The following is a 21,600-nucleotide window of genomic DNA, read 5'->3' on the forward strand; positions in this document are numbered from 1 at the left end:
TTTAACATAACGTAATTTATGGGTTGTGTTCTATCTTTCTATGCTGAAGTATTCTACGTAAGTTTTTCATATTTCAATTCAAATAAATTGCTGTCAAGTTTACATTTATAGACATTTCTAAAATTCTCATAGCTATTATAAAACCTTCCTCTATTTCCAGATGCTAACTTAGTCCCCTCTATTATTGCTTCTTTCATTTTCTTTACATCTGAATTTACTCCTAAGTAAATTTTAGATATTTTACTTGGATTAACTTTAATTAAGAACATCACTTGATAAGCTTCATAATTTCTCCAAACTGAATTCCATCTTGAAAGGTCATTTTCACAAAACCCTGCTAGAAAAAACACATTAGATAGATCATTAATTTTTTCTCTTAAATCACCTTTATAACCCAGTGAGCTCAGTTTATTTTTGGTTTCGTCTGAATTACCAAGTGTTATGACTTTATTGCAGTTCGTAAATGGTAGTGCAAATCTATATTCTTCCTCGTGCTTCCAAGATTCATGTTTACTAAAGAAATAATGTTTCGAAAAATTATTAACCTCTTCATCTGATAAAGTAGTGATATTTTTGCTATAGCTTCGCTCTCTATTATAAATAACATTGTCACTCAGGTAGGCTTCAATATCATTAGTTTTATCTATATCAAAAATAGAAAATGGATCTTCTTCATCAACTTCAAATTCAACTAATATACCTTTACTGTTAGTTGCATAGTTACCCCACATTGGCATACTTTCTTTATTTTTGCTTAAAGACACATAACCATATAAATCTAAATATGGATTTATATCTCTGTGCGAATTGAATTCTCTCCCACAAATTTTTATAGTCTCTTGGCTGACATCTTTTATTTTATTTATATCTATTCCTGTTGGTAAAACTTCAAAAGGATCATTCTGACTATTGTTCTGACTTAGCCTAAGTGTAGGCTCTGTTAAGAATGCCGTAGCAGCATCAGCAGATAAATATTTGTATAGTTTCATAAAATCTCTTTTTTAATTTCTTATTTATAACAAGTAACTAAATAAATAATCCTATCCCATTATATCTATGGTACTAAATAATTTATTTTCTAAATTTTTATCTAACGCTTCAGCCAACTTTTCTGTTTCACTAAAAACAGTATTCCAATATTTAATGCGTGTATCTGCATCAAGATCGGTAAAGTCATTTCTGTCTGGAATTTTTCCGTAGGGTAAGCTTGCTACAAATTCTTTTGATGGGGTGATCATTACTACGTTATCGTAATTAAGTGGTGACACTTTACGTTTTAAATTTTTATCGAACCACCCTGCTTTTGGCTCGCTATTAAAATGCGGATATAAAATTAAGCCTGGGTTATTAATTTTTAAATCAAAGTGGTAATCGATAATTCCGCCGTCGCGATATATTCCTTGCGGCGAGCCTGCAATATTTTTTATGCCTTGCATAACAAGTGGTATAGAGCCCGATGCAAGTAATGCGTCTTTTAAATTATGTTGAGTAAGCGCTATGTTTTGCGTTTTAAAATTGTAGGTGTCGGTAATTGATAAGTCACTTGTTGCTGGGCCAAATATAAAACGCTCATACTGTGAGCCTAATAATTTTCGGTTAACGCGGTTAAGCATGTAACTTTTTGATAAACCCATTAACTGTATTAATTTATTTTCGCTGGCGATAAAGCCATTTGATTTTGCGACAATAAAGTGCGCTTTAAATATTGGGTTATTTATAATTTCGGTGACGCCGTTATCGCCAAAAACATCTTCAAGTAATGCGCGTGCTTTTATTGTTATTTCACTTGGTGTAGGTTTATTACTTGAGTACCGAGTTTGCGAATACGATTTTGCTAATCGCTCAATGGCAGCAACGGGATCGTTTTGTGCAAAACACGCAGAGCGAAAAGCGCCGGCAGATGACCCAATTAAATTAAGTGGTTGGGTTCGATTTTTAAAAAATTCACCAAAAATATACTTATCCAACCCAAATAAAGTAAACCATTTAGGGCCGCCACTTGCACCTAAAAAAGAGGTGAAAAGTTCAGGTTTAAAGCCCTGTTCGTTAATAATTTTAGCCGCTGTTTTCCCTGCGTGAATCTCGATCATCTAAAAAATTGTGCCTTTTATTTTGGTTGCTTTAGTTATTTTCATAACACTTAAAGTGAATATTTATGCAAAATGAAAAGCGGCTTTATGTTGCCATAAAACCGCTTTTTATAGTTAAGTGTGCTTAAAGTACGTGAATTAATCCCAAATGCCGTCTTCGCATTTGCCCTGTACTTTTACATCTTTTACTTTAAATTCGGGCTCTAAACCTTTGTCTCTTTGTGCGTGGTAATCGCTCGTAACAGACAAAATAGTCGGCGTTAACAGTATAATAGCGATAACGTTAACCACTGTCATTAACCCTAAGGCAATATCGGCTAAATCCCAGACTTCTTTTAATGTGGCCGACGCGCCCCACAACATCATTGATAAATAAAGCAAAGTGTAAATGCCGCGCCCTACTTTGTTGTCGAGCTTAAATAAGTGCAAGTTACTCTCTGCATAGGCGTAGTTTGCCACCACCGATGTAAAAGCAAATAAGGTAATAGCGGCTGCTACAAAGTAAACACCACCTTGTGCTAAATGAGCGGTCATCGCGCTTTGTGTTAAACGAATGCCTTCCATTTCACCGCTTATGTCTATATCGGCTAATAAAATGATCACAGCGGTACAGCTACACAATACTATTGTATCGAAAAATACGCCTAGCATTTGTATGTAACCTTGCGTTACAGGGTGATTAGGAATTGGGCTGGCACTTGCTGAAGCATGCGGCACACTACCTGCACCGGCCTCATTAGAATATAAACCACGTTGAATACCGTTTTTAATCGCAGCGCCCATTGCACCGGCGCCTGCTTCTTGTAAACCAAACGCTGATAAAAATATATCTTTAAGCATGGCGGGTACTTGCGTGAAATTTATAATCGTAATAATTACCGCCGCAAGTACAAACACAATGCCCATTATTGGCACAACACGCTCTGCAAATCGGGCAATTGCTTTAAAGCCACCGAGTATAATTGAGCCCGCTAATACGGTAATAACTAGGCCTGAATAAAATGTAGGAACTTCAAACGCGTAGTTAAGTGCGTCGGTAATTGTGTTAGTTTGCATTGCGCTAAACGTAAATCCGTAACCTAAAAACAAACACGCGGCAAACACAATTGCGAATGCTCGGCTACCCAAACCTTGTTGAATATAATACGCAGGGCCGCCCCTGAACTCGCCGCCACTATCACGCACTTTATATACTTGCCCAAGTACACTTTCGGCAAAGCCTGTAGCCATACCCAATATGGCTATAACCCACATCCAAAATATAGCGCCGCTGCCGCCAAGTGAAATTGCAACCGCCACACCGGCTAAATTACCGGTACCGACCCGCGCGCAAAGCCCTGTACACAACGCTTGAAATGAGGAAATATCGTTTTTCTTACATTTGCTACTGCCTTTTAAAAGGCTAAACATATGTTTAAATTTAAGTATTTGAATTGCCTTTAGTCGTACTGAAAACCATACCCCTGTAAACAAAAGTATATAAATAAGTACTTGCCCTTCTCCCCATAAAAGGTTGTTTACGCTTTTGACGACGGTATCGAACATTGCTAATTCCTTCTTATATTTTTTATATTAATACCCTTTTTTGGGTATAACGGCATTTGCTTGCGACATCGACTAAAAATTTAATGCAAATAAGGCAGCTTAGCTGCCTTAAAACTATACATTATTTATTTTGCAAATGAACTCCTGCAATCATGCACCTAACTGAGCCACCAGCCGACTCAATAGTAGGTATAGGTAATGGCACAAGCTTAGCCGTTTTTTGTATAACTGTTATTTGTGCCGGTGTAAGTGCATTAAACGCAGTTTGCGATAAGGCTAAAATACGACCATTTTTACCCTGTAGCTCAATAGCATTACCACAAAAGTTATTAATTTGCTCAAGCGTTAAATCGATCACTTGATGATGGCTTTTTAAAAAATGTTTAGCTAACTGTGCACGTTGTTCAATTGGCACCATATTTAAACTGATCATTACAAATTTTGTAGCAATACACATTAAAACATTAGTGTGATAAACCGCAGTTCCTTGTTCGTCATATGCGTTAAACACTATGGGTGATAGTTTTAATTGCTCACATATTGTATTAACCACCGACTTGGTAGTTCTTTTTGATTCTACCGCGTAAGCGAGTTTATTTTGATGATCGATAACCAGTGAACCAGTGCCTTCAAGAAATGAATTTTCTTTCGATAAAAATGAATAATCACTCACTGAAGATACTTTATAGTGATCCGTTAAAAAATCAATAATATCTTTTCGATATTCTAACCTTCTGTTTTCTACAAACATTGGATAGATTATTAATTGGCCACTTTGATGAGTTGAAAACCAATTGTTAGGAAAAACTGAATCGGGAGTGTGTGTTTGCTCATCTTCAAAAAGGTGAACTGTTACCCCTTCATTTTTTAATATTTGTACGGCATTAGTCACTTCTTTAAATGCTTGTTCACTTTGATTTTGTGCTAAACATTCACTTTGAAATGCGTTATCGAGCATTGTGTGTGGGTTAGATGTAAAGTGATGCGGTCTTACCATCACTACAGCTCTGGGGGCTTGGTTTACTTCGATCATGCCACATGCTCTTTTACTAATGGTTGATCACTAAGCACTGAAAATAAATTACGAGGGTCCGCTTGTTGTGTAATTAAATCAAGCAAAGCAAACTCGCCCGTTTTAATTAACTCATCGCGTATAAATACCAGTGCGGTAAAGTCTTCGCTCGCAAAGCCAACGCCGTCAAAAATGGTTAATTCATCTTGGCTAGTACGCCCAAGCGACTGCTTATTAATAACGTTATGAAACTCAGTTACTGTAAAGCTTGGACTCATTTGTTGAATTTCGCCCTCTATTCGAGTTTGCGGCTCGTACTCAACAAATACGTTAGCACGCTCAAGCAATCTAGCATCTAACTCTGTTTTACCTGGGCAATCACCACCTATGGCATTAATGTGCACACCTTGTGGGATCATGTCATTTGTTAAAATAGTAGCGTTAGTTTTATCAGCAGTACAGGTAGTGATAATATCGGCCCCTTTTACTGCCTCTTGTACACTATTACAAATAGTCACGTTTAACCCGCATGCACTTAAATTAGCAAATGCTTTTTTAGAGGCGCTTTTATCTATATCGTATAAACGAATATGCGTAATACCTAGTACCGCTTTAAAAGCGAGTGCCTGAAACTCTGATTGAGCACCGTTGCCTATTAAAGTAAGGGTTGTCGAGTTTTTAGGTGCTAAATATTTAGCTACCATTGCAGAAGTTGCGGCTGTACGTAGTGCTGTTAGTAAACACATTTCGCTTATCATAACCGGATAGCCACTATCTACATCGGCTAAAATACCAAAAGCAGCGACTGTTTGAAGTTCTCTAAAGGTGTTTTTTGGGTGACCATTTACATATTTACAGCTGAACATTTGGCCATCACTCACTGGCATTAGCTCTATTACACCCTCTGGTGAGTGTGCTGCATAGCGAGGTGACTTATCAAACTCAGTCCAACGGGCAAAGTCGGTTTCTAATTTATGTGTTAGATCTAGCAAAACGTTTTCGACCCCTAAGCTATTTATAAGCTTAACCATTGCCTGAACGCTAACAAATGGAACGCCTTGTTTTGGCTGTGCTATAAAATGACTCATGCTGAAACCTCTTGAATAATGTATTAGTTAATTTAAAACAAGTTTAGCGAGGCTTCACGCTATTTAATATGGCAATTAATTACACAAATAGTACTAATTTTTATCATTTTGCTATGAAGTTATGTACAATTTATGTATTTTTGTCAGTAACTTCTTTTAAAGGTTTGATTTATGACTCCTTACATTTATGACTCTCTTGATAATGCTTTAATAGCTGAATTACGAAAAGACGGCCGCGCTTCTATTTCAGCTTTAGCCAGTTCTTTAAATGTATCACGCGGGACAGTGCAAAATAGATTAGACAGATTAGTTAGCTCAGGCGCAATATTAGGGTTTACTGTACGCGTTCACGAACACATAGAAACAGAAGCCGTGCGCGCAATTATGATGATAGAAGTCGTTGGTAAATCTACCTCACAAGTAATTAAAACAATGCGCGGAATACCCGAGCTTATAAAATTACACACCACCAATGGTGCATGGGATTTAGTTGCAGAGCTTCAAGCTGCAAATTTAAGTGAGTTTGATGGAGTGCTAAGGCAAGTACGCGAAATTGATGGTATTTTAAATAGTGAAACAAGCATATTGCTTTCATCAACTTAAGTTATTTTTAATATTTAAAAGAATACTTAAATGACACCCATTTATAATGTTTTAAGTATTCACTATGATTTTTTACGAATACTTAAATGACACCCATTTATAATGTTTTAAGTATTCACTATGATTTTTTACTATTTTAAAATTTAGAATGACACCCATTTAAATTTTTAAAAATTGAGGGACTAAACACTTAAAAATTATTTATTGTTTCTTTTATATGCGGTTAATTTCTTTAGCTACACCAACTAATTGATTAGAAGCTTCTATTTATCTAAATCGCAGATGAATTAAAACCCTGAGTACATTCAGTCTAAACTTTGATAAGTTGTATTAAATAGTAAAACTAAGCAGTTAAAGCTTGGCTATTTTTGATATTGGGTCTTCGTTTGAAATGTTGATTATTGCAGTAGATTTCTATATTTTCGGCTTTACCAACAGCACCATGAAATATCTTAGTAAAGCGGGTTGTTAGTTTAAGCCAGTTTTTTTCGGTTATGTTTAATGTTTTTAATATAGGCGTTGTACTTTGATTTATATAACCTGGTTTGTCTGCCCTTATACACTTTCCTGTTTGCTCTACTAATTCTAGATAGTTTTTAAACTCAAATGGTAAACCTTTACTTATCTTTTGTGAGAGCTTTCCTACAAATTTAGCTAAAAACTTTGGCTGATTACCTGCTATTGCATGTTCAATTCGTTTTTTAATACTGGTAAATGATGATGTTTGAATGCTCTGTGAAACTTTTGCCCTTATAGGATTTAAGTCAACATATGCCATGCAAGCTAATAGTGCAGGCTCATCCAGTAAAGCTTGAGATTTAAAGCGCCCCTCCCAAAAACGGCCTGTACAATCGTCTTCTTTATTAGCTTGCCTTGCTATATTCTCGTTTAACGAACGCATAAACCAAGAAATATCTTTTAAACGATTTCTAAATTTCACTATACTATGTTTTAGTAACATTTTTTCTATATCTGATAGCGATTCACCTTCAAGGTAACGCTTAGATATATTCGTCCCTTTAAATGCTTTATGCCACCTTATACAAACAGCTCTATCTGTAAGCCTATTTGCTTTTTTGTCATCTATATAAAGTACTAAATGTGTATGGTTACTCATTACCGCGTAAGCACAAATATCAATACAAAATACCTTCGCCAAAAATAATAAACGTTCCTCTACCCAATCTCTACGATGCTCATAGCTTTTGCCTGTTTGTGTATCAATTCCACATAGGTAAGCACGTCTCACACACCGAGAAATACAGTGATAGTAACGTGTATTGGAGAGGCTTATTTGTCTTTTTCGTGCAGTAGCCACAGGCATCATGCTCACTTTAAAATTTTATAAAGTATAGACAAGGTTAATAAATACACAAATTAAGATGGGTGCCATTTAAATAAAAGGCAATAAATGTACAAATTAGGGTGGGTGTCATTTAAATAAAAGGCATTTAAATGAATAATACTGCAACTTTAAGTCGCAGTATTATTCATGATTTGGGTATCCAATTTGCTTAATTGTAACGATACTCGCTTTGTGAGTAGTTATGCGTATTGCTGATCTCAAATTGGCTTTGCTGCGCTAAATAAGACCGACCTGCAGCTAAGCCTAATTTATGATCAAAACGTAAATCGTTATTTGAACTACCTAATAATTTGCTATGCAGTTTTTCGTCTGCAAAAATTTGTATTATTTCCACATCACTTGGTGGATTTGCAATAAACTCAAGCTCATCTAAATACGCTTTTTCGTGCTGTATTAAGTAGTCCAATGTTTTTGGACAATAACCTGATGCTATAGCAAATGTTCTTAGCTTTTGTACCCATGCAGATTGCGCTTGAAAGTTAGCGTCAACCGTTCTTATTACAACAATTTTACGTGCACCTCGGTTGTAAGCTTCACGCACGGGAAGTGGAGCGGCTAAACCGCCATCTAGATAAAAATCGCTCTGTGCTTGTTCTTCAACAAGATGTGTTTCATTCGCTGCTTTTGCGTTTAACCAAGGTGTTAACTTTACACCTTGTTTGTATAAAAACGGAAGTGCGCTAGAAGCCTTTAACAAATCACGCCATTGACCGCTATCACCTGTAGGCGATAAGTAATAAGCTTTTCTGTCTCGTGCGTTTGTTGCTGTTATAAGTAGTTCACGCTCACCTAAACTAGTTTTCGCTGTTTTGAAATCTATAGCTCTGTTTACTTCAGTGGTTTTGTCAAAGTACCAATCTAAATCAACTATATGCTTACCCACTAATCCGCGACCAAGCTGAAAAAAACGCTTATTACGCGAAAGTCCTCTAATCAGGCGTTTAGCGTAGCCTTTTTGACGCGCTAAGTAGCTAGTTAAGTTTTGCGAACCCGCTGAAGTACCAATAAATAAATCAAATGGGTCATAGCTTTGCTCTAACCAAGCATCAAGTACGCCAGCTGTGAATATCCCTCGCTGCCCGCCACCTTCAGCAATCAGAGCAACTTTTGGCTGCGCTGTTTTGTTAACTGAATTAGCTGTTGCGGTGTTTAGAGAGTTCACGGTGTACCTGCCTTTAATTTTATGATGTCTGGTTTAATAGCTACATTATAAAAAACAAAAGTGATATCTTAAAATTGATTGTTTAAATCAGTTCAATTGAAAAAACAGAACGGTATATAAAGCAAAATATGTACTAAAAATAGCAATCAAATTTACTTTGAATATTTAAATAACAAATACAGACATCACTTAAAGTTAATAAAATGAGTTAAAAAAGTTTAACTTTTGATGATGTCTGTATGTTAACAAGCCCAGAGTGTACGCTTGCTTAACTAACTATATTTTAGTGCTTTATTTCCATTAAAATTTCGAGTGCACGGTGGCGTTTTTCACTATCGAATACATCATTGGTAAATATAAACTCATCAACTTCTAGCTGTTTCGCTATCATCTCTAACTTGTGTTTAATACTTACATGTCCGCCTACTACGCTTAGACTTAAAAAGTTCTCTACATGAGCGCGTTCTTGTTCGCTCCACAACCCGTCCATACTTTCAACGGGTGGTTTTAACCACAGCTCATTACCGCGTATAAGTTCGAGCACACGTTGCTTAGAAGTAGTCGACAAGTATTGCGCTTCATCGTCGGTGTCTGCTGCCACTAAAGGCAGTGCAAGCATTACGTATGGCTTATCAAGTACGCTTGATGCTTTAAATTCGCGCTTATACAAAGCTATTGCGTCGTGCACAAAGCGCGGTGCAAAATGCCCTGCAAATACATACGGTAACCCTTTTTGCGCCGCTAGTTGCGCGCTAAATAAACTCGAGCCTAATAACCAAATAGGAACGTTTGTATTCTCACCCGGTATAGCACGTATAGGGTGCGTACCGTTGTAAGGACCTAACAATGTTTGCAGCTCAGTTACCTCACCCGGGAAGTTTTCTGCACGGCTCATATCGTTATTTAATGCACGACTCGTTACAGGGTCGCTACCTGGGGCACGCCCTAGCCCTAAATCTATTCGCCCTGGATATAAGCTCTCTAACGTACCAAATTGTTCAGCAACAACTAATGGGGAGTGGTTTGGCAGCATAATACCGCCCGATCCAACGCGTATCTTTTTGGTATTACCTGCAATATGGCCAACCAAAATTGAAGTGGCCGCACAAATTATACCTGGCATATTATGATGCTCAGCAAGCCAAAAACGTTTAAAGCCAAGCTCATCTGCACGTTGGGCGTATTTAGTACTTTTATGAAGAGTGTTAGTAACGCTGTCCCCTTTGATCATGGGGGCAAGTTCTAATAACGAAAAAGGAATGGAATTTAACAAAATAGCAGCTCCTAAAAATGCATGCTAACAATGTATTACATCATTAGCATAAAACACTTAAATGGGTCTGCTATTAGGTCAATTCAAGTTACACAGTGGTATTAAAGCAAAATAGGTATATGTTATTTTGCTCTAAGGTATTCAAGCAAGCTGTGCATCACGTTGGCGCAGCTTTTTATAGCCTTCTGAATCCACGCCTTTTTTCCAATACCCTGAGGAAACAATATTACCGCGTGGTATATTAAATTGCTCTGTTAACAATGTCTTTGCTTTACGCACAAGCCCAGCTTCCAATGCCATAAATACAATGGGAGGCTCTGCTGTAATGTGCAAATTTTGAAGCGCGCTAAGTAGCGTTTCGTCAGCATTGTCGGTAACAAGCCAATTAACATCGCGGCTTGTTTCTAAATCAATAATGTCTTTTTCGGTGGGTACATGTACAAAGGCATCAATTTTTGAAAATAAAGGTAATTGCTGTATATACCCCTTTATTGCATTTACCGATGTTAAATCTCCTAGCAACACATAATGCGAATGCCCATAATTATCTAGCTTTTTAGGGCCTGGGCCTGCAATACCTACCTCATCACCTACTTTTGCAATTTTAGCCCAGTCAGTTGCAGGGCCTTGGTGCATATTTATAACAAAATCAAGTGTTAACGCGCCTGTTTGTGCATCTACATGCCTTATTGTGTAAGATCGCATACACGCTGTTTTTAAGTTAAAATCTACTTCACTATTTTTTGGGATCAGTACTTTTACATAGTTACCAATGTGCTGTGAGGTTAAGTCGTTAAAATCATCAGAGCCTACAACAATGCGTTGTAGGTGTGGTGTGATTTGCTGCGTACTTAATATGTTAGCTTTGCGAATTTGTTTACCCATGCATTACCTCGTTTTACAAAACTTGGACTTTAATACCAACTTGCATAAATCTTTGATCAATTTAACGAATTAAATTGCACTATAACGTTGTTAAAAATTTTTTATTTAGAACAACTAGATACAAAAATTTTAGCCTAGTTCTAGCATAATTTTCTTAACGTTAAATAGACCCCATATATAAGCAGATTGGTATAATAATTGGCTGCTATAAAAGCAGACATTGCACAACGCCCCATTGGTTGATAAAATCAACTATAACAAATTAATTGACTTTGTCAACTATATTGAGAGTTTTATGAATACACCTTTATCAAATACGCTATTTGAATTGATGCAAAATTACCGCGTTACAATTCGTGAAGCAATTAACGCAGGCGAACTTGGTATTAATGCTATGCACGTACGCTGCATACATATTATTGCGAGCGTAAATAACTGTACGGCTAACGATATTGTTACTAAAACGCAGCGCGACAAAGCACAAATAGCACGTTTAATTAAAGATCTTATTGGCTTAAATTTAATAAATAAACAGGCAAGTGAGCACGATAAGCGCTGCTTTATTTTGTCGCTCACAGAGCAAGGCAAAGTTCTTTTTGATAAGTTATTAGCCTCAGAGCAGAAAATAAATAATCAAATGTGTAAAAACTTAAACCCTCAGCAAATCAAAGACTTTTTAGATATCGCACAGCAAATGATCAAAAATATGGATTGATCGGTTATACATTTCTTGGCATAACTTACACAAAACGCATATACTGTACACTTATACAGTATATGCGTTTTAGGTTGTGTTATGTTTGTCATTCCCATTTATATAGAAGCAGGCGTGTGTGGTTTTGAATCGCCCGCAGCGCAGTACACCGAGCTAGGTGTAACCCTTGATGAGCTTTTAATAAAGCACCCAAATGCTACCTTTATTGGCCTAGCATCGGGTAACTCTATGCAAGAAGTCGGAATTTTTGAAGGGGACTTATTAGTTATTGACCGTGCAGAGCCTGCAGAAAATGGTGACGTTATTGTTGCTAACTTAAATGGTCTTTTTGTATGCAAGCTGCTTGATAAAACCAATGCACGGCTGCTTTCAGCGTCTTCTTTACATAAGCCTGTACAACTCACCTCTGCAGACGAGTTTCAGCTCGAAGGCGTAGTAACGCTATCAATAAGAATGCACAGGCAAAGCCCAGAGTTACTAAAATGTATGCCTTAGTTGATGCTGTGTCGTTTTATGCCAGTGCCGAAAAAGTATTCGACCCTGCTATTCGATCCAAACCCGTGGTTGTACTTACCAATAACGATGGCTGTGTATGCGCTATTTGCCCTATTGCTCGGCGCTTAAATATTCCTAAATTTGGCCCGTACTTTAAAGTTAAGCATTTACTTGAGCAAAACAACGTTGTTATTCGCTCTAGCAATTACGAGCTTTATGCTGATTTAAGCGACAAAATGATGAATATCATCGCTCGCTTTTGCGATACACAGCACATATACAGTATTGATGAATCGTTTTTGCACTTTGATGGCTACACATCATTAATTAAAGACTGGCATGAATACGGTCATACAATAAGGCGCACAGTATGGCGCGAAACAAAACTTCCTGTAGGTGTTGGTTTTGGCCCGACCCCTACTTTAGCAAAAGCCGCTAACCATGCCGCTAAAAAGCTCAGTGGTTTTAATGGTGTAGCAGTAATAAATAGCGAACAAACTCGCCAAGCTATTTTACAAAGAATGAGCTGCGAAGATGTATGGGGGATAGGCCGGCGGCTAGCTAAAAAACTTGAAATAATGAATATACACACCGCCTGGGATCTTGCTCAGCAAAACCCTAGAGCAATGCGCCGTGCATTTAGTGTGGTTGTTGAACGCACAGTAAGCGAGCTTAACGGGATAACATGTTTAAACTGGGATGATGTACGACAAGATAAGCGAGAGATTTATTCGACCCGTAGTTTTGGAGAGCGCATATGTGAGCCAACAGCCCTTAAAACAGCGCTAATTAACCATGTAACCACAGTGGCTAATAAACTAAGAGCGCAACACTCGCTCACTCACCAGCTTTATATTTTTGCAGCCAGTGGCGCGCACGAAAATAAATATTATAAAAAGTCTTTTGTGTATAAGTTCCCCTCACCCACTAACGACACCTGCGTGATGGCTAATGCTGTATCTGAGGTATTTAATAAGATTTACCAACCCGGTATACGGTTTTATAAATGTGGTGTGGGCGCGGTAGAGCTAATATCAGAACAGTTTCAGCAAAATGACTTATTTAATAAAAGCCCTGATAATCCAAAACTTATGCAATGCCTAGACACAATTAACAATCGATACGGAAAAGGAATGCTAAGCCTTGCAAGTAGTAAATTAAATGACCGGTGGCACATGAACCGTGATTTTTTGTCGCCGCAGTACACTACGCGTTGGCGCGATATCCCTAAAATATACTGCGAATGATTTGCTACTTACTAGATGCTTTATTTACTCTCATCTGCTTTTTTAAATGTGCACTCTACATTGGGTTCGCTCAATGTGTATTTGAGTGTGTTATCAGCTAAAAACTTGATACTTTGACTGATTGTTTTTTCGTTTGCTGGGCTTTCACAACGGCTCATTCTTAAGCCGTTTTCAAGGCCATCACTTTTATATTTAAGCGTGCTGGTTATAAAGCAAAAGTTTGGTTTTTTAATGGTTCGGGTACCATTGTGGAGCGATCCAAATACAATTTGCTCACCAAGTTTAAAACCAGCACTTAAATCACTTTCATCTGTCAAACTCAAATTGCTGTTAACGCATAACCCTGAGTTGCTCGACACAACTTCGTAGGCTCCCAATTTTGACTTTAAAAGCGGTATAAATCGTGTTTTATTACTCGGCTCAGAAAAAGCATTTGCACTTGTAAAAGCGACAGTTAATAAAGCGAGTGTTAAATATTTCATTTCGTGGGTGTATCCTCGTGAGTCAGCGTGTTAAATAATAGCAAAATGCCTAATCACTTAGCTTTTATAACTTTTAACAACTATAACAGAGATTTACTATAAAAGGAGAGAAGTCGTATTCAGGAACCAAGACACGAGCAGCTAAGGGAGCTTTGCTCGACTATTACTGATTTTTACATGTGTGTAAGCCAGTAAGATAACGCAAGAGCAATTACCGTTCCCATTAGGTCACAAACCTCGTGCCACAAATAAACCCCTTAGATTGAACACATTTAAATCCACAAAGATTCATCCTAGATACTGCATTACAAACCATTTTGCTGTTAAGTACTTTAGTTAATACGTACTTAAACAACAAAACGATTTATATCAATGCGCTTACTTGTAGGGAAATTGAACTCATTAAATTGTTTAAATAGCGCACAAATTACTGTTTGTTTTATTGCCAGTACTTTGCAAATAATAAAGGGTAGCTTTGCTTTAAGAACTTAGGTTTGTCTTTAAAACGTTTACCTTTAGGTTCATCACTGCCTGATGGAATAAACGGTAATTCGTCTTCGCTGCGTTCTTCAAATAATAAACCGGCTATTAAATCATACTCATCAATATACGGGTAAGGCTGCTCGTTTAAGTAATAAACAGGTGTACACTGCGCTAACGAATCAGCATTTTCTAAAGCGTTTTCGAATACTGTTTTACCGCGCGAAATTAACCAACATCTAAACTCGCTAAAACCGTAATCGTCGTTACATCCAGCCATCACAAAAGCGGCACCAAACAAATCCCAGGTAAAACATTTACGCATATGTATGCCAAAGTGTTTATCAAAATCAATAAGGTGCTGATCGCTTAAATCATTAAGTTTAGTTTTTAGGTTATCGCTCACACTTTGCGGATCGAGCCCTAAATCAGGCGTTATTACTAAATCCCAAAAAGCCTGCTCTGTTAACGTTGCCATTATAAAATCTCTTTTACTCGGCCAACTTGACCATCTTCTAAACGTACTTTAATACCGTGTGGGTGATTTGGTGATTTTGTTAAAAGGCGCTCAACCACACCTTCTGTTAATGTGCCGCTGCGTTGATCTTCTTTTAATACAATATTTACTGTGGTACCTGGTGAAATTTGCGAACGCGAAGGAACAGCCATAATTTAAACCCTAAAAATAATTTATCTAATTATAACGTCCATGTGATGTCATACCAACTAAACCGCTGTTAATTGGCTAAAAATGAGATGTGTGCTGGTTTTGCGTTCAACTTAATAGCTGCTAGCTGGCTAAGTATAATCTGCGTTAACTCATCAAGTTGCGGTTTTGCATCTTCACGGGCTACCTCATCAATAAAGTAACATTGTACTTTTAACGTGTTTACTTCGTTATTTAAATCAACTGTATGCGTTAGATAATCAAAACCAATTACCATTTCTTTTATTGCTTCGCATGCATTAGTAAGCGCTAAGCGAATTTGCTTATCGCGCTGTTTTTGAGTTTTAGTCATAAATATAAAGGTTACTTATTTAGTCTGGGCTTGTTGCTGTTTTTTAAACTCTTCGTAGTTAGAGTCTTGTTTATCTAGGCATTCGTAATATTCTTTGTCAGCTTTATAGTTACACTCATCAAGGCGCGCCGATTGTAATTCATGAAAACGTGCATCAGAGCTGCAGCCAGCCAAAACACATGATCCAATAATAAGTAATGCGCTGCTTTTTAGTTTATTGATAAACATTAAATTTCCTTACACTTTCTATATCGAAAAAGCGTTAAATTATTACGATACTATTGTATATTAGCGCCATAAAATCTTAATATCCAAAGGATCTATTACTATGATGTCGCAGTTACAAAAGTTGTTTCAGCGTATAGACAAAAGCAAGATATTTCAATCATTTGTTATAGCTGTAATTATTGTTTCTGCCCTTACAGTAGGTGCACACACTTACTCACTACATCCTACCGTAGAGCTTGCTCTAAATTGGATGGACGTTGGCATTACTGCATTCTTTTTAATTGAACTAATAATCCGCTTTGTTGCAAGTAAAGGCATTAAAGACTTCTTTTCTAAGGGATGGAATATATTTGACACTATCATAGTATTGGGCAGTTTATACCCTGCTGCAGGCTCTACAATGTTAATTGCTAGGCTGTTGCGCATATTTAGAGTGTTACGATTGGTTTCGATGATCCCAGAGCTGCGCTTATTGGTTAACTCATTGCTCAAAGCCATTCCGCAAATGGGTTATATAGCCCTGTTAATGTTTGTTATTTTTTATATATACGCTGCAATGGGTAGCATGATGTTTGCTGAAATCAACCCCGTACTTTGGCAAGACGTCTCAATATCAATGCTTACCTTGTTTAGAATAGCAACGTTTGAAGATTGGACCGACATAATGTACGAAACAATGGCGGTGTACGAATTAAGCTGGATTTATTACCTTACGTTTATATTCTTAACTGCATTTGTATTTTTAAACATGATGGTAGGTGCAATACTTGAGGTAATGAGTGAGGAGCACCGAAATGCCCGAGAAGAGCTTGCGGATAACGATTCTCTACCTGCAACACAAGGTCAGGTAAATGAGCTACAAGTTCAAATTGCAGAGCTTAAAGCGCTATTAAGTAAAGACAAATAGAAATATCTAGACTAAGTAACACCAATATCAATAATGTTGGTGTTACTTTGAGTTAAACGTTTAATTTGGGAAATATAAATACATTAATTACTTTTATTACTTTTATTACTTTTATTACTTAAAGATTCATCACTCTTTGGATCTTCAAAAGAAATAACATTATCCACTTTCATTTTAAACGCATCAAAAAAAGCATTTTTTAAAACCGAAATAACGGCTTGGAAAGTCGAAACATCCGTATTATCTAATTGCCCCTCTATAGGAATGCGTGCAGCAACAAGTTTAGACTCATCGTTTTCAAGTATAGAGCCCAGTAAATCTACACTGCCTTCAAATATAGCAGTAAAGATACCGTCATCATCTTTTTCTATATCTTCTCGCCAAGAAAATACACTCAGGTTTTGAACCCCCGCTTTTACATAACCATTTAAGTTATTATCTTTAGCCACAAGTTCCATTGCGCCATCAATACCCCCCGCTTCAATATCAAACGGTGTATACACTTTAAATACAGTGTCGAGATTTTTAACTGAGAAGCGCTGTACCTCTGCGTTAAAATCAAAATTAGCGTGTTTGCTAAAAGGGTCTAGTTTGCCATCAAGTTTTAATGCGGCCTCCCCCATTAACGCCCCCTCTACGTTTAGAGTAGTCACAAGTGTTTTTGATAGGTTTTGCGCATTCGTTATATTTTCAATTTTGGCATTAATATTTGATATAAAAGTGGGTTTTTCACCGCTATTGGTTGAGTTAACTAGGGTTAACTTGCCTTGCTCAATTATTAAGGTATCAATAGAAAACAGTACTAAGTCATTCGCCAGCCCCACCCAAGTGGTTTCATCTTTTACTTGTTTATTTTGCTCAGAAGCATTGGGGTCTTTATCGTAAATAACTATCTCAGGACGCGTAAAAGCCATATTTGTGACTAAATTCCCTTTTAAAAGGGCTGACCACGCAAGTGAAAAATCGAGAGTTTGAATACTCAGTAAAGGCTTAGGAGCTGAAGTTGCATCAACAGCATAAATTTCAACGTCGTCAATCGCGTAGGCACCGCGATATAAAAACAAATCTACATCACCAACATGCCCCGTAACACCTTGCGTATGTTTTAGCTGATAATTTACGTACTGCTGAAGCACATAAGGTGCAGCTATTCTGGCAATAATAAGGACTAATAAAATAACCGCAAATGAGTTAAACCATTTGCTATGAAATACATTAGAAACCGAGCTCATTGTAATTTCCTTTACCTAATACTTTCAAATGAGCATTTTAAACATGTAAGAATTACGCAAAATTGTAACAACACTACGTAAATCGTATTTAAAATACATCGTTAATAGCCTAAGTGAAGTTAAAGTGGCTAATTTAAGTATTAACAGCAAAGGTTATACCAATTTAAAATTGCTACAAAAAATTGGGTTTATGCAGCAATGCTTAACTAAATAAAAACAGCGAGTACCTTTAATATATCAAGGATAGTGCTTGATCAAATCTAACTGGTTTACTGAATATAAAACCTTGGTATTTATCAATTTCTAAGCTTTGTAATAACGTTAACTGAGCGGAGTTTTCTACGCCCTCCGCTATTACTTGGCAACCAATCATATGCGACATGTTAGTTACCGCAGAAACAATACTTTTATCTTTTGAGCACTCACAAATATTATCAATATAAGATTTGTCTATTTTAATGTAATCAACTGATAGCTCTTTTAAAACCGATATAGAAGAAAACCCAGTACCAAAGTCATCAATAGAAATACGCACACCGGTATTTTTTATGGCCGTAATCACTTTTGACAAATACGGTAAATTTTTAATCATGACTGTTTCTGTTATTTCTAAATGCACATTGTATGGTTTAACTGCGTATCTATTTAAAAGCGCAACTAAAAAATCTAAAAAGTTATGGTTTTCTAGTTGCAACACCGACACATTAATCGACAATCCAATCTTACTATTTACGGCATTTAGCTTACTTAAGCTCGCAATGGCTTGCTCTAGTACAAATTCGCCGAGTATATTAATTTTTCCATATCGCTCTGCAATATCTATAAATTCTGAAGGGGGAATAAATTCATCATTAAACTGCCAACGAAGTAGTACTTCAAACGTGGTTATTTCATTTGTGCATATATCAACAATAGGTTGATAGCACAGATGAAAGTCACCTTTTTCTACGCACTCTTTAATTGAGCTGCGAAGTACTTCTTCTCTTTTAAGCGATTCATGCATTCGCTCGTCAAATACCGATATTTCATTACGGCTTTTCTTACCTTCATACATAGCTACATCAGCGTATTTAATCGCCTCTGCAAGATTAAAATTTTCGCGCGTAAAATACAGCCCAACCTTAAAAGAGGGATTTACTTGATAGCTATCCATGCTTACTGTTTTCGTTAAGGTTTTAACTAATCTAAAAACACAGTCAAAAAGTTCATCTTCGGTGTTAGTGCGAGAATAAAAAATAAACTCATCCCCCCCCCATCGACAAGCAATAAAGTCGCCTTGGGTTTGTGTTTCAACTAATCGTTTACCTGTTTGGGCCAGCACAAAATCACCAAAATCGTGACCGTATTTATCGTTGATGATTTTAAAGTCATCCATATCTAAAAATAAAACAGCTTTAATATCATCATTTTGATTGGCTAAATCAAGTTCAACATTAGAAACAAAGCTCCCCCTGTTAAACAATTTAGTTAGGTTGTCTTTTTGCTCTAAAGAAATTATTTGTTCGGTACGAAGTTGCACTTCGTTTTCTAAGTTTTCAATAAATTGATCTAGCTTAAGTTCGTTATTAATTGATGATTTTACATCTTTTGCACTACGTGAAGCCGTTATAAAACACAAAATAAACCATAAAACGAGCCCTAAAACACCTAGTACATTCTCATCTTCAATAGGCTGTAAAAGTAATAAAATACTAAAAGGAACCAGTAAACAGGTTATATACGACAAGGAGGAACGAATATCAGAAGCTAAAACGTTTACACCGCCACCAGCGAGGGAGCTAAAAACAACCAATGATACAAATTTTTCCTGCATTTGCATATTTTCATAAAACAAAATAGGAAAAGCAGCCCATGTTAAAGCCGTTAATAATAAACCTATAAAATACAGGTGATATTTAAAAGCATGGGTGTTGTTAACAAATACATGGCTTGCTATTCGAAGTAATGAAATAAATGATAACGTAAAAAGCCAGTAAAGCTTTTCTTGCGAGGCGCTGTGGTTAATACTGCTAAAAATAAGAAAACAAGAAACAACCGTGTTTATAGCAATTGCAGAACTAAAGTAGGAGCTAACAAATGCTAATCGCTTATTGGCAAAGTTATTTGTGTGAGAGGTCATTAATGTTACTTGAATAGGCTGTTGCACAATGTAAACAGTTTACTTAAGTTCAATAATAAACAAAAGTGAACATTCATAAAAAAGTATTGTTTTAGCCTCTTAAGCGGTTTTATAAGCCATTAAACTAAAAAGGGCTGGCAAATTGCCAACCCCTTTTGTTAATACTGATTATATATTATACCAATTCGCTTAATTAAGTGATCTATTTTGAGGGAAGAAAATCGTGTCGATAACAAGGCAAAAATTTCGTTATTTAGTTGTTCTATATCAAAAATATTTAACGTAGTTAACGTCAGATTTAACCCCTCAAATTAATTGAGTATTATTGCGAATTGGTATTACTCACCATCAACAATTATGCGTAACATACGACGAAGTGGCTCTGCCGCGCCCCATAAAAGCTGATCGCCTACTGTAAATGCGCTAATGTATTTTGGTCCCATCGCTAATTTACGAATACGCCCAACAGGAATGCTTAAAGTGCCCGTTACTTTAACCGGTGTTAAATCTGTGGCACTAATTTCACGCTCGTTTGGAATTACCTTAACCCACTCATTATGAGACGCTAAAATTTCTTCAATTTTTTCTACGCTAATATCTTCACGTAATTTAATGGTCATCGCTTGTGAATGACAACGCATAGCGCCAATACGTACACATAAACCATCAATAGGTACTGGTTGCTTAGAAGAGCCTAAAATTTTATTCGCTTCTACTTGCGCTTTCCATTCTTCTTTAGACTGACCGCTTGGCATAGGTACGTCAATCCACGGGATTAAACTGCCCGCTAATGGCACACCAAATTGGTCTTGTGGTAAGTCTTTAGACGCCATTGTTTCACTGACTATTTTATCAATTTCTAAAATAGCAGAGCTTGGGTTATCTAATTGCTCAGCAACACTTGCATGAATAGCGCCCATTTGTGCAATAAGCTCTTTCATATTTCGTGCACCAGCACCAGAGGCTGCTTGGTAAGTCATTGGGCTTACCCATTCAATTAGGTCTTGCTCAAATAAACCGCCTAATGCAAGTAGCATTAGCGATACTGTACAGTTACCACCAACAAACGTTTTAACGCCTTGCTCTAAGCCTTGTTCAATAACATCTTTGTTTACGGGATCTAGCACTATTATGCTGTCCTCACTCATACGCAGTGCTGAAGCTGCATCAATCCAGTAACCATCCCAACCCGACTCTCGAAGTTTTGGATATACAGCATTGGTGTAGTCACCGCCTTGGCAAGTAACAATAATATCCATTTTAGCAAGTTCGCTAATGTCACTTGCATCTAGCAATGGTTTTGCGTCGCCTGCAATATCAGGGCCAAGTTGCCCCGCTTGTGAGGTGGTGAAAAAGGTGGTGTCGATATGGGCAAAATCACTTTGCTGCTGCATACGTTCTAATAACACAGAGCCAACCATGCCACGCCAACCGACTAATCCTACTTTTTTCATTGTTTGTTCCACTGTTTGATTCATAAAAGATGCCTTAATACATTAAAAATTAAATTCATTGCGTGAGATTTAATTTTCATTAATGTCAAAATAACACCACCAGCGCGCTAAAACTAGTGAATAAAGTAGAACTTAAATATTTTTCATAGTCATAAAAAAGCCCTGTATTAAATACAGGGCTAATAGATAATTAGGTTT

The 21,600-nt window shown here is 36.8% G+C and carries 22 protein-coding genes; 5 read left to right on the forward strand and 17 right to left on the reverse strand.

Translation table 11 applies throughout. From position 1 onward, the window contains the following. Positions 1 to 53: 53 nt before the first annotated feature. The 5 genes from I6E69_RS09650 to I6E69_RS09670 all read right to left on the reverse strand — a co-directional run bounded on the left by I6E69_RS09650 (position 54) and on the right by I6E69_RS09670 (position 5,735). Positions 54 to 989 (reverse strand): DUF2971 domain-containing protein, encoded by a 936-nt coding sequence (locus I6E69_RS09650; RefSeq protein ID WP_182768672.1) that lies wholly within the window; start codon positions 987 to 989, stop codon positions 54 to 56. A gap of 51 nt (positions 990 to 1,040) precedes the next feature. Continuing rightward, complete coding sequence (locus I6E69_RS09655) at positions 1,041 to 2,090, reverse strand: patatin-like phospholipase family protein (RefSeq protein WP_197121150.1); 1,050 nt, start codon at positions 2,088 to 2,090, stop codon at positions 1,041 to 1,043. 138 nt (positions 2,091 to 2,228) lie between these two features. Then, entirely contained in the window at positions 2,229 to 3,635 is a 1,407-nt protein-coding gene (locus I6E69_RS09660; protein ID WP_024609079.1) for a sodium:alanine symporter family protein, read from the reverse strand. 121 nt (positions 3,636 to 3,756) lie between these two features. Beyond that, complete coding sequence (gene ctlX, locus I6E69_RS09665) at positions 3,757 to 4,668, reverse strand: citrulline utilization hydrolase CtlX (RefSeq protein WP_197121151.1); 912 nt, start codon at positions 4,666 to 4,668, stop codon at positions 3,757 to 3,759. Then, entirely contained in the window at positions 4,665 to 5,735 is a 1,071-nt protein-coding gene (locus I6E69_RS09670) for an ornithine cyclodeaminase (protein WP_197121152.1), read from the reverse strand. The genes ctlX and I6E69_RS09670 overlap by 4 nt, the downstream gene beginning before the upstream one ends. A gap of 171 nt (positions 5,736 to 5,906) precedes the next feature. On the opposite strand from I6E69_RS09670, the gene I6E69_RS09675 reads away from it, so the two are divergent. Then, positions 5,907 to 6,338 (forward strand): Lrp/AsnC family transcriptional regulator, encoded by a 432-nt coding sequence (locus I6E69_RS09675; RefSeq protein ID WP_033030858.1) that lies wholly within the window; start codon positions 5,907 to 5,909, stop codon positions 6,336 to 6,338. Positions 6,339 to 6,681: 343 nt separating this feature from the next. Here the strand turns inward: I6E69_RS09675 and I6E69_RS09680 are convergent, their stop codons facing one another. The 4 genes from I6E69_RS09680 to I6E69_RS09695 all read right to left on the reverse strand — a co-directional run bounded on the left by I6E69_RS09680 (position 6,682) and on the right by I6E69_RS09695 (position 11,024). Continuing rightward, on the reverse strand, positions 6,682 to 7,656 hold the full coding sequence (locus I6E69_RS09680; RefSeq protein ID WP_197121181.1) for a transposase: 975 nt from the start codon (positions 7,654 to 7,656) through the stop codon (positions 6,682 to 6,684). 196 nt (positions 7,657 to 7,852) lie between these two features. Next, a complete protein-coding gene (locus I6E69_RS09685) occupies positions 7,853 to 8,866 on the reverse strand; it encodes a patatin family protein (RefSeq protein ID WP_024609084.1) in 1,014 nt (337 codons plus the stop codon). A gap of 283 nt (positions 8,867 to 9,149) precedes the next feature. Continuing rightward, positions 9,150 to 10,139 carry an LLM class flavin-dependent oxidoreductase gene (locus I6E69_RS09690; RefSeq protein WP_197121153.1) on the reverse strand — a complete coding sequence of 330 codons (990 nt, stop codon included), beginning with the start codon at positions 10,137 to 10,139 and terminating at the stop codon, positions 9,150 to 9,152. 141 nt (positions 10,140 to 10,280) lie between these two features. Next, the gene (locus I6E69_RS09695) at positions 10,281 to 11,024 is read right to left on the reverse strand and encodes a siderophore-interacting protein (protein WP_197121154.1); all 744 of its coding nucleotides are present in this window, start codon (positions 11,022 to 11,024) and stop codon (positions 10,281 to 10,283) included. A 295-nt stretch (positions 11,025 to 11,319) separates the two neighbouring features. Between I6E69_RS09695 and I6E69_RS09700 the strand changes: the two genes are divergently transcribed. From I6E69_RS09700 to I6E69_RS09710, 3 genes are all read left to right on the forward strand, one after another. After that, positions 11,320 to 11,739 (forward strand): MarR family winged helix-turn-helix transcriptional regulator, encoded by a 420-nt coding sequence (locus I6E69_RS09700; RefSeq protein WP_024605139.1) that lies wholly within the window; start codon positions 11,320 to 11,322, stop codon positions 11,737 to 11,739. 81 nt (positions 11,740 to 11,820) lie between these two features. Beyond that, positions 11,821 to 12,234, forward strand: a complete 414-nt coding sequence (locus I6E69_RS09705; protein ID WP_004334808.1) for a S24 family peptidase — start codon at positions 11,821 to 11,823, stop codon at positions 12,232 to 12,234. Then, positions 12,222 to 13,481, forward strand: a complete 1,260-nt coding sequence (locus tag I6E69_RS09710) for a Y-family DNA polymerase (protein ID WP_197121155.1) — start codon at positions 12,222 to 12,224, stop codon at positions 13,479 to 13,481. The genes I6E69_RS09705 and I6E69_RS09710 overlap by 13 nt, the downstream gene beginning before the upstream one ends. 20 nt (positions 13,482 to 13,501) lie before the next feature. Here I6E69_RS09710 and I6E69_RS09715 read toward each other — a convergent pair whose 3' ends face one another. From I6E69_RS09715 to I6E69_RS09735, 5 genes are all read right to left on the reverse strand, one after another. Continuing rightward, the gene (locus I6E69_RS09715) at positions 13,502 to 13,963 is read right to left on the reverse strand and encodes a hypothetical protein (protein WP_004334802.1); all 462 of its coding nucleotides are present in this window, start codon (positions 13,961 to 13,963) and stop codon (positions 13,502 to 13,504) included. Between the two features lie 439 nt (positions 13,964 to 14,402). Then, positions 14,403 to 14,921, reverse strand: coding sequence for a DUF4240 domain-containing protein (locus I6E69_RS09720; protein WP_197121156.1), 519 nt, complete (start codon positions 14,919 to 14,921; stop codon positions 14,403 to 14,405). Continuing rightward, complete coding sequence (locus I6E69_RS09725) at positions 14,921 to 15,112, reverse strand: YwbE family protein (RefSeq protein WP_004334795.1); 192 nt, start codon at positions 15,110 to 15,112, stop codon at positions 14,921 to 14,923. Before I6E69_RS09725 ends, I6E69_RS09720 begins: the two co-directional genes overlap by 1 nt. A 68-nt stretch (positions 15,113 to 15,180) precedes the next feature. Further along, on the reverse strand, positions 15,181 to 15,462 hold the full coding sequence (locus I6E69_RS09730) for a hypothetical protein (protein ID WP_004334792.1): 282 nt from the start codon (positions 15,460 to 15,462) through the stop codon (positions 15,181 to 15,183). Positions 15,463 to 15,477: 15 nt separating this feature from the next. Then, on the reverse strand, positions 15,478 to 15,690 hold the full coding sequence (locus tag I6E69_RS09735) for a hypothetical protein (protein ID WP_004334789.1): 213 nt from the start codon (positions 15,688 to 15,690) through the stop codon (positions 15,478 to 15,480). A gap of 100 nt (positions 15,691 to 15,790) precedes the next feature. Between I6E69_RS09735 and I6E69_RS09740 the strand changes: the two genes are divergently transcribed. Then, positions 15,791 to 16,597, forward strand: a complete 807-nt coding sequence (locus I6E69_RS09740) for an ion transporter (protein WP_004334787.1) — start codon at positions 15,791 to 15,793, stop codon at positions 16,595 to 16,597. 83 nt (positions 16,598 to 16,680) lie between these two features. On the opposite strand, the gene I6E69_RS09745 is transcribed toward I6E69_RS09740, so the two are convergent. The 3 genes from I6E69_RS09745 to asd all read right to left on the reverse strand — a co-directional run bounded on the left by I6E69_RS09745 (position 16,681) and on the right by asd (position 21,426). Continuing rightward, entirely contained in the window at positions 16,681 to 17,829 is a 1,149-nt protein-coding gene (locus I6E69_RS09745; RefSeq protein ID WP_197121157.1) for a DUF748 domain-containing protein, read from the reverse strand. Between the two features lie 229 nt (positions 17,830 to 18,058). Continuing rightward, on the reverse strand, positions 18,059 to 19,948 hold the full coding sequence (locus I6E69_RS09750) for a bifunctional diguanylate cyclase/phosphodiesterase (protein ID WP_231619742.1): 1,890 nt from the start codon (positions 19,946 to 19,948) through the stop codon (positions 18,059 to 18,061). 338 nt (positions 19,949 to 20,286) lie between these two features. Next, the gene (asd, locus tag I6E69_RS09755; protein WP_004334779.1) at positions 20,287 to 21,426 is read right to left on the reverse strand and encodes an aspartate-semialdehyde dehydrogenase; all 1,140 of its coding nucleotides are present in this window, start codon (positions 21,424 to 21,426) and stop codon (positions 20,287 to 20,289) included. Between the last annotated feature and the right edge of the window lie 174 nt (positions 21,427 to 21,600).

Source organism: Pseudoalteromonas sp. NZS100 (assembly GCF_015864815.1).
Lineage (GTDB): Bacteria > Pseudomonadota > Gammaproteobacteria > Enterobacterales > Alteromonadaceae > Pseudoalteromonas > Pseudoalteromonas distincta.

Excerpts from the sequence above, each read along its gene's own strand:
- ctlX (WP_197121151.1), bottom strand. The coding sequence starts at position 4,668 with ATGATCGAAGTAAACCAAGCCCCCAGAGCTGTAGTGATGGTAAGACCG.
- I6E69_RS09710 (WP_197121155.1), top strand. The coding sequence starts at position 12,222 with ATGTATGCCTTAGTTGATGCTGTGTCGTTTTATGCCAGTGCCGAAAAA.
- I6E69_RS09705 (WP_004334808.1), top strand. The coding sequence starts at position 11,821 with ATGTTTGTCATTCCCATTTATATAGAAGCAGGCGTGTGTGGTTTTGAA.
- I6E69_RS09695 (WP_197121154.1), bottom strand. The coding sequence starts at position 11,024 with ATGGGTAAACAAATTCGCAAAGCTAACATATTAAGTACGCAGCAAATC.
- I6E69_RS09745 (WP_197121157.1), bottom strand. The coding sequence starts at position 17,829 with ATGAGCTCGGTTTCTAATGTATTTCATAGCAAATGGTTTAACTCATTT.
- asd (WP_004334779.1), bottom strand. The coding sequence starts at position 21,426 with ATGAATCAAACAGTGGAACAAACAATGAAAAAAGTAGGATTAGTCGGT.
- I6E69_RS09660 (WP_024609079.1), bottom strand. The coding sequence starts at position 3,635 with ATGTTCGATACCGTCGTCAAAAGCGTAAACAACCTTTTATGGGGAGAA.
- I6E69_RS09725 (WP_004334795.1), bottom strand. The coding sequence starts at position 15,112 with ATGGCTGTTCCTTCGCGTTCGCAAATTTCACCAGGTACCACAGTAAAT.
- I6E69_RS09675 (WP_033030858.1), top strand. The coding sequence starts at position 5,907 with ATGACTCCTTACATTTATGACTCTCTTGATAATGCTTTAATAGCTGAA.
- I6E69_RS09750 (WP_231619742.1), bottom strand. The coding sequence starts at position 19,948 with ATGACCTCTCACACAAATAACTTTGCCAATAAGCGATTAGCATTTGTT.
- I6E69_RS09740 (WP_004334787.1), top strand. The coding sequence starts at position 15,791 with ATGATGTCGCAGTTACAAAAGTTGTTTCAGCGTATAGACAAAAGCAAG.
- I6E69_RS09730 (WP_004334792.1), bottom strand. The coding sequence starts at position 15,462 with ATGACTAAAACTCAAAAACAGCGCGATAAGCAAATTCGCTTAGCGCTT.
- I6E69_RS09700 (WP_024605139.1), top strand. The coding sequence starts at position 11,320 with ATGAATACACCTTTATCAAATACGCTATTTGAATTGATGCAAAATTAC.
- I6E69_RS09655 (WP_197121150.1), bottom strand. The coding sequence starts at position 2,090 with ATGATCGAGATTCACGCAGGGAAAACAGCGGCTAAAATTATTAACGAA.
- I6E69_RS09735 (WP_004334789.1), bottom strand. The coding sequence starts at position 15,690 with ATGTTTATCAATAAACTAAAAAGCAGCGCATTACTTATTATTGGATCA.
- I6E69_RS09720 (WP_197121156.1), bottom strand. The coding sequence starts at position 14,921 with ATGGCAACGTTAACAGAGCAGGCTTTTTGGGATTTAGTAATAACGCCT.
- I6E69_RS09650 (WP_182768672.1), bottom strand. The coding sequence starts at position 989 with ATGAAACTATACAAATATTTATCTGCTGATGCTGCTACGGCATTCTTA.
- I6E69_RS09715 (WP_004334802.1), bottom strand. The coding sequence starts at position 13,963 with ATGAAATATTTAACACTCGCTTTATTAACTGTCGCTTTTACAAGTGCA.
- I6E69_RS09670 (WP_197121152.1), bottom strand. The coding sequence starts at position 5,735 with ATGAGTCATTTTATAGCACAGCCAAAACAAGGCGTTCCATTTGTTAGC.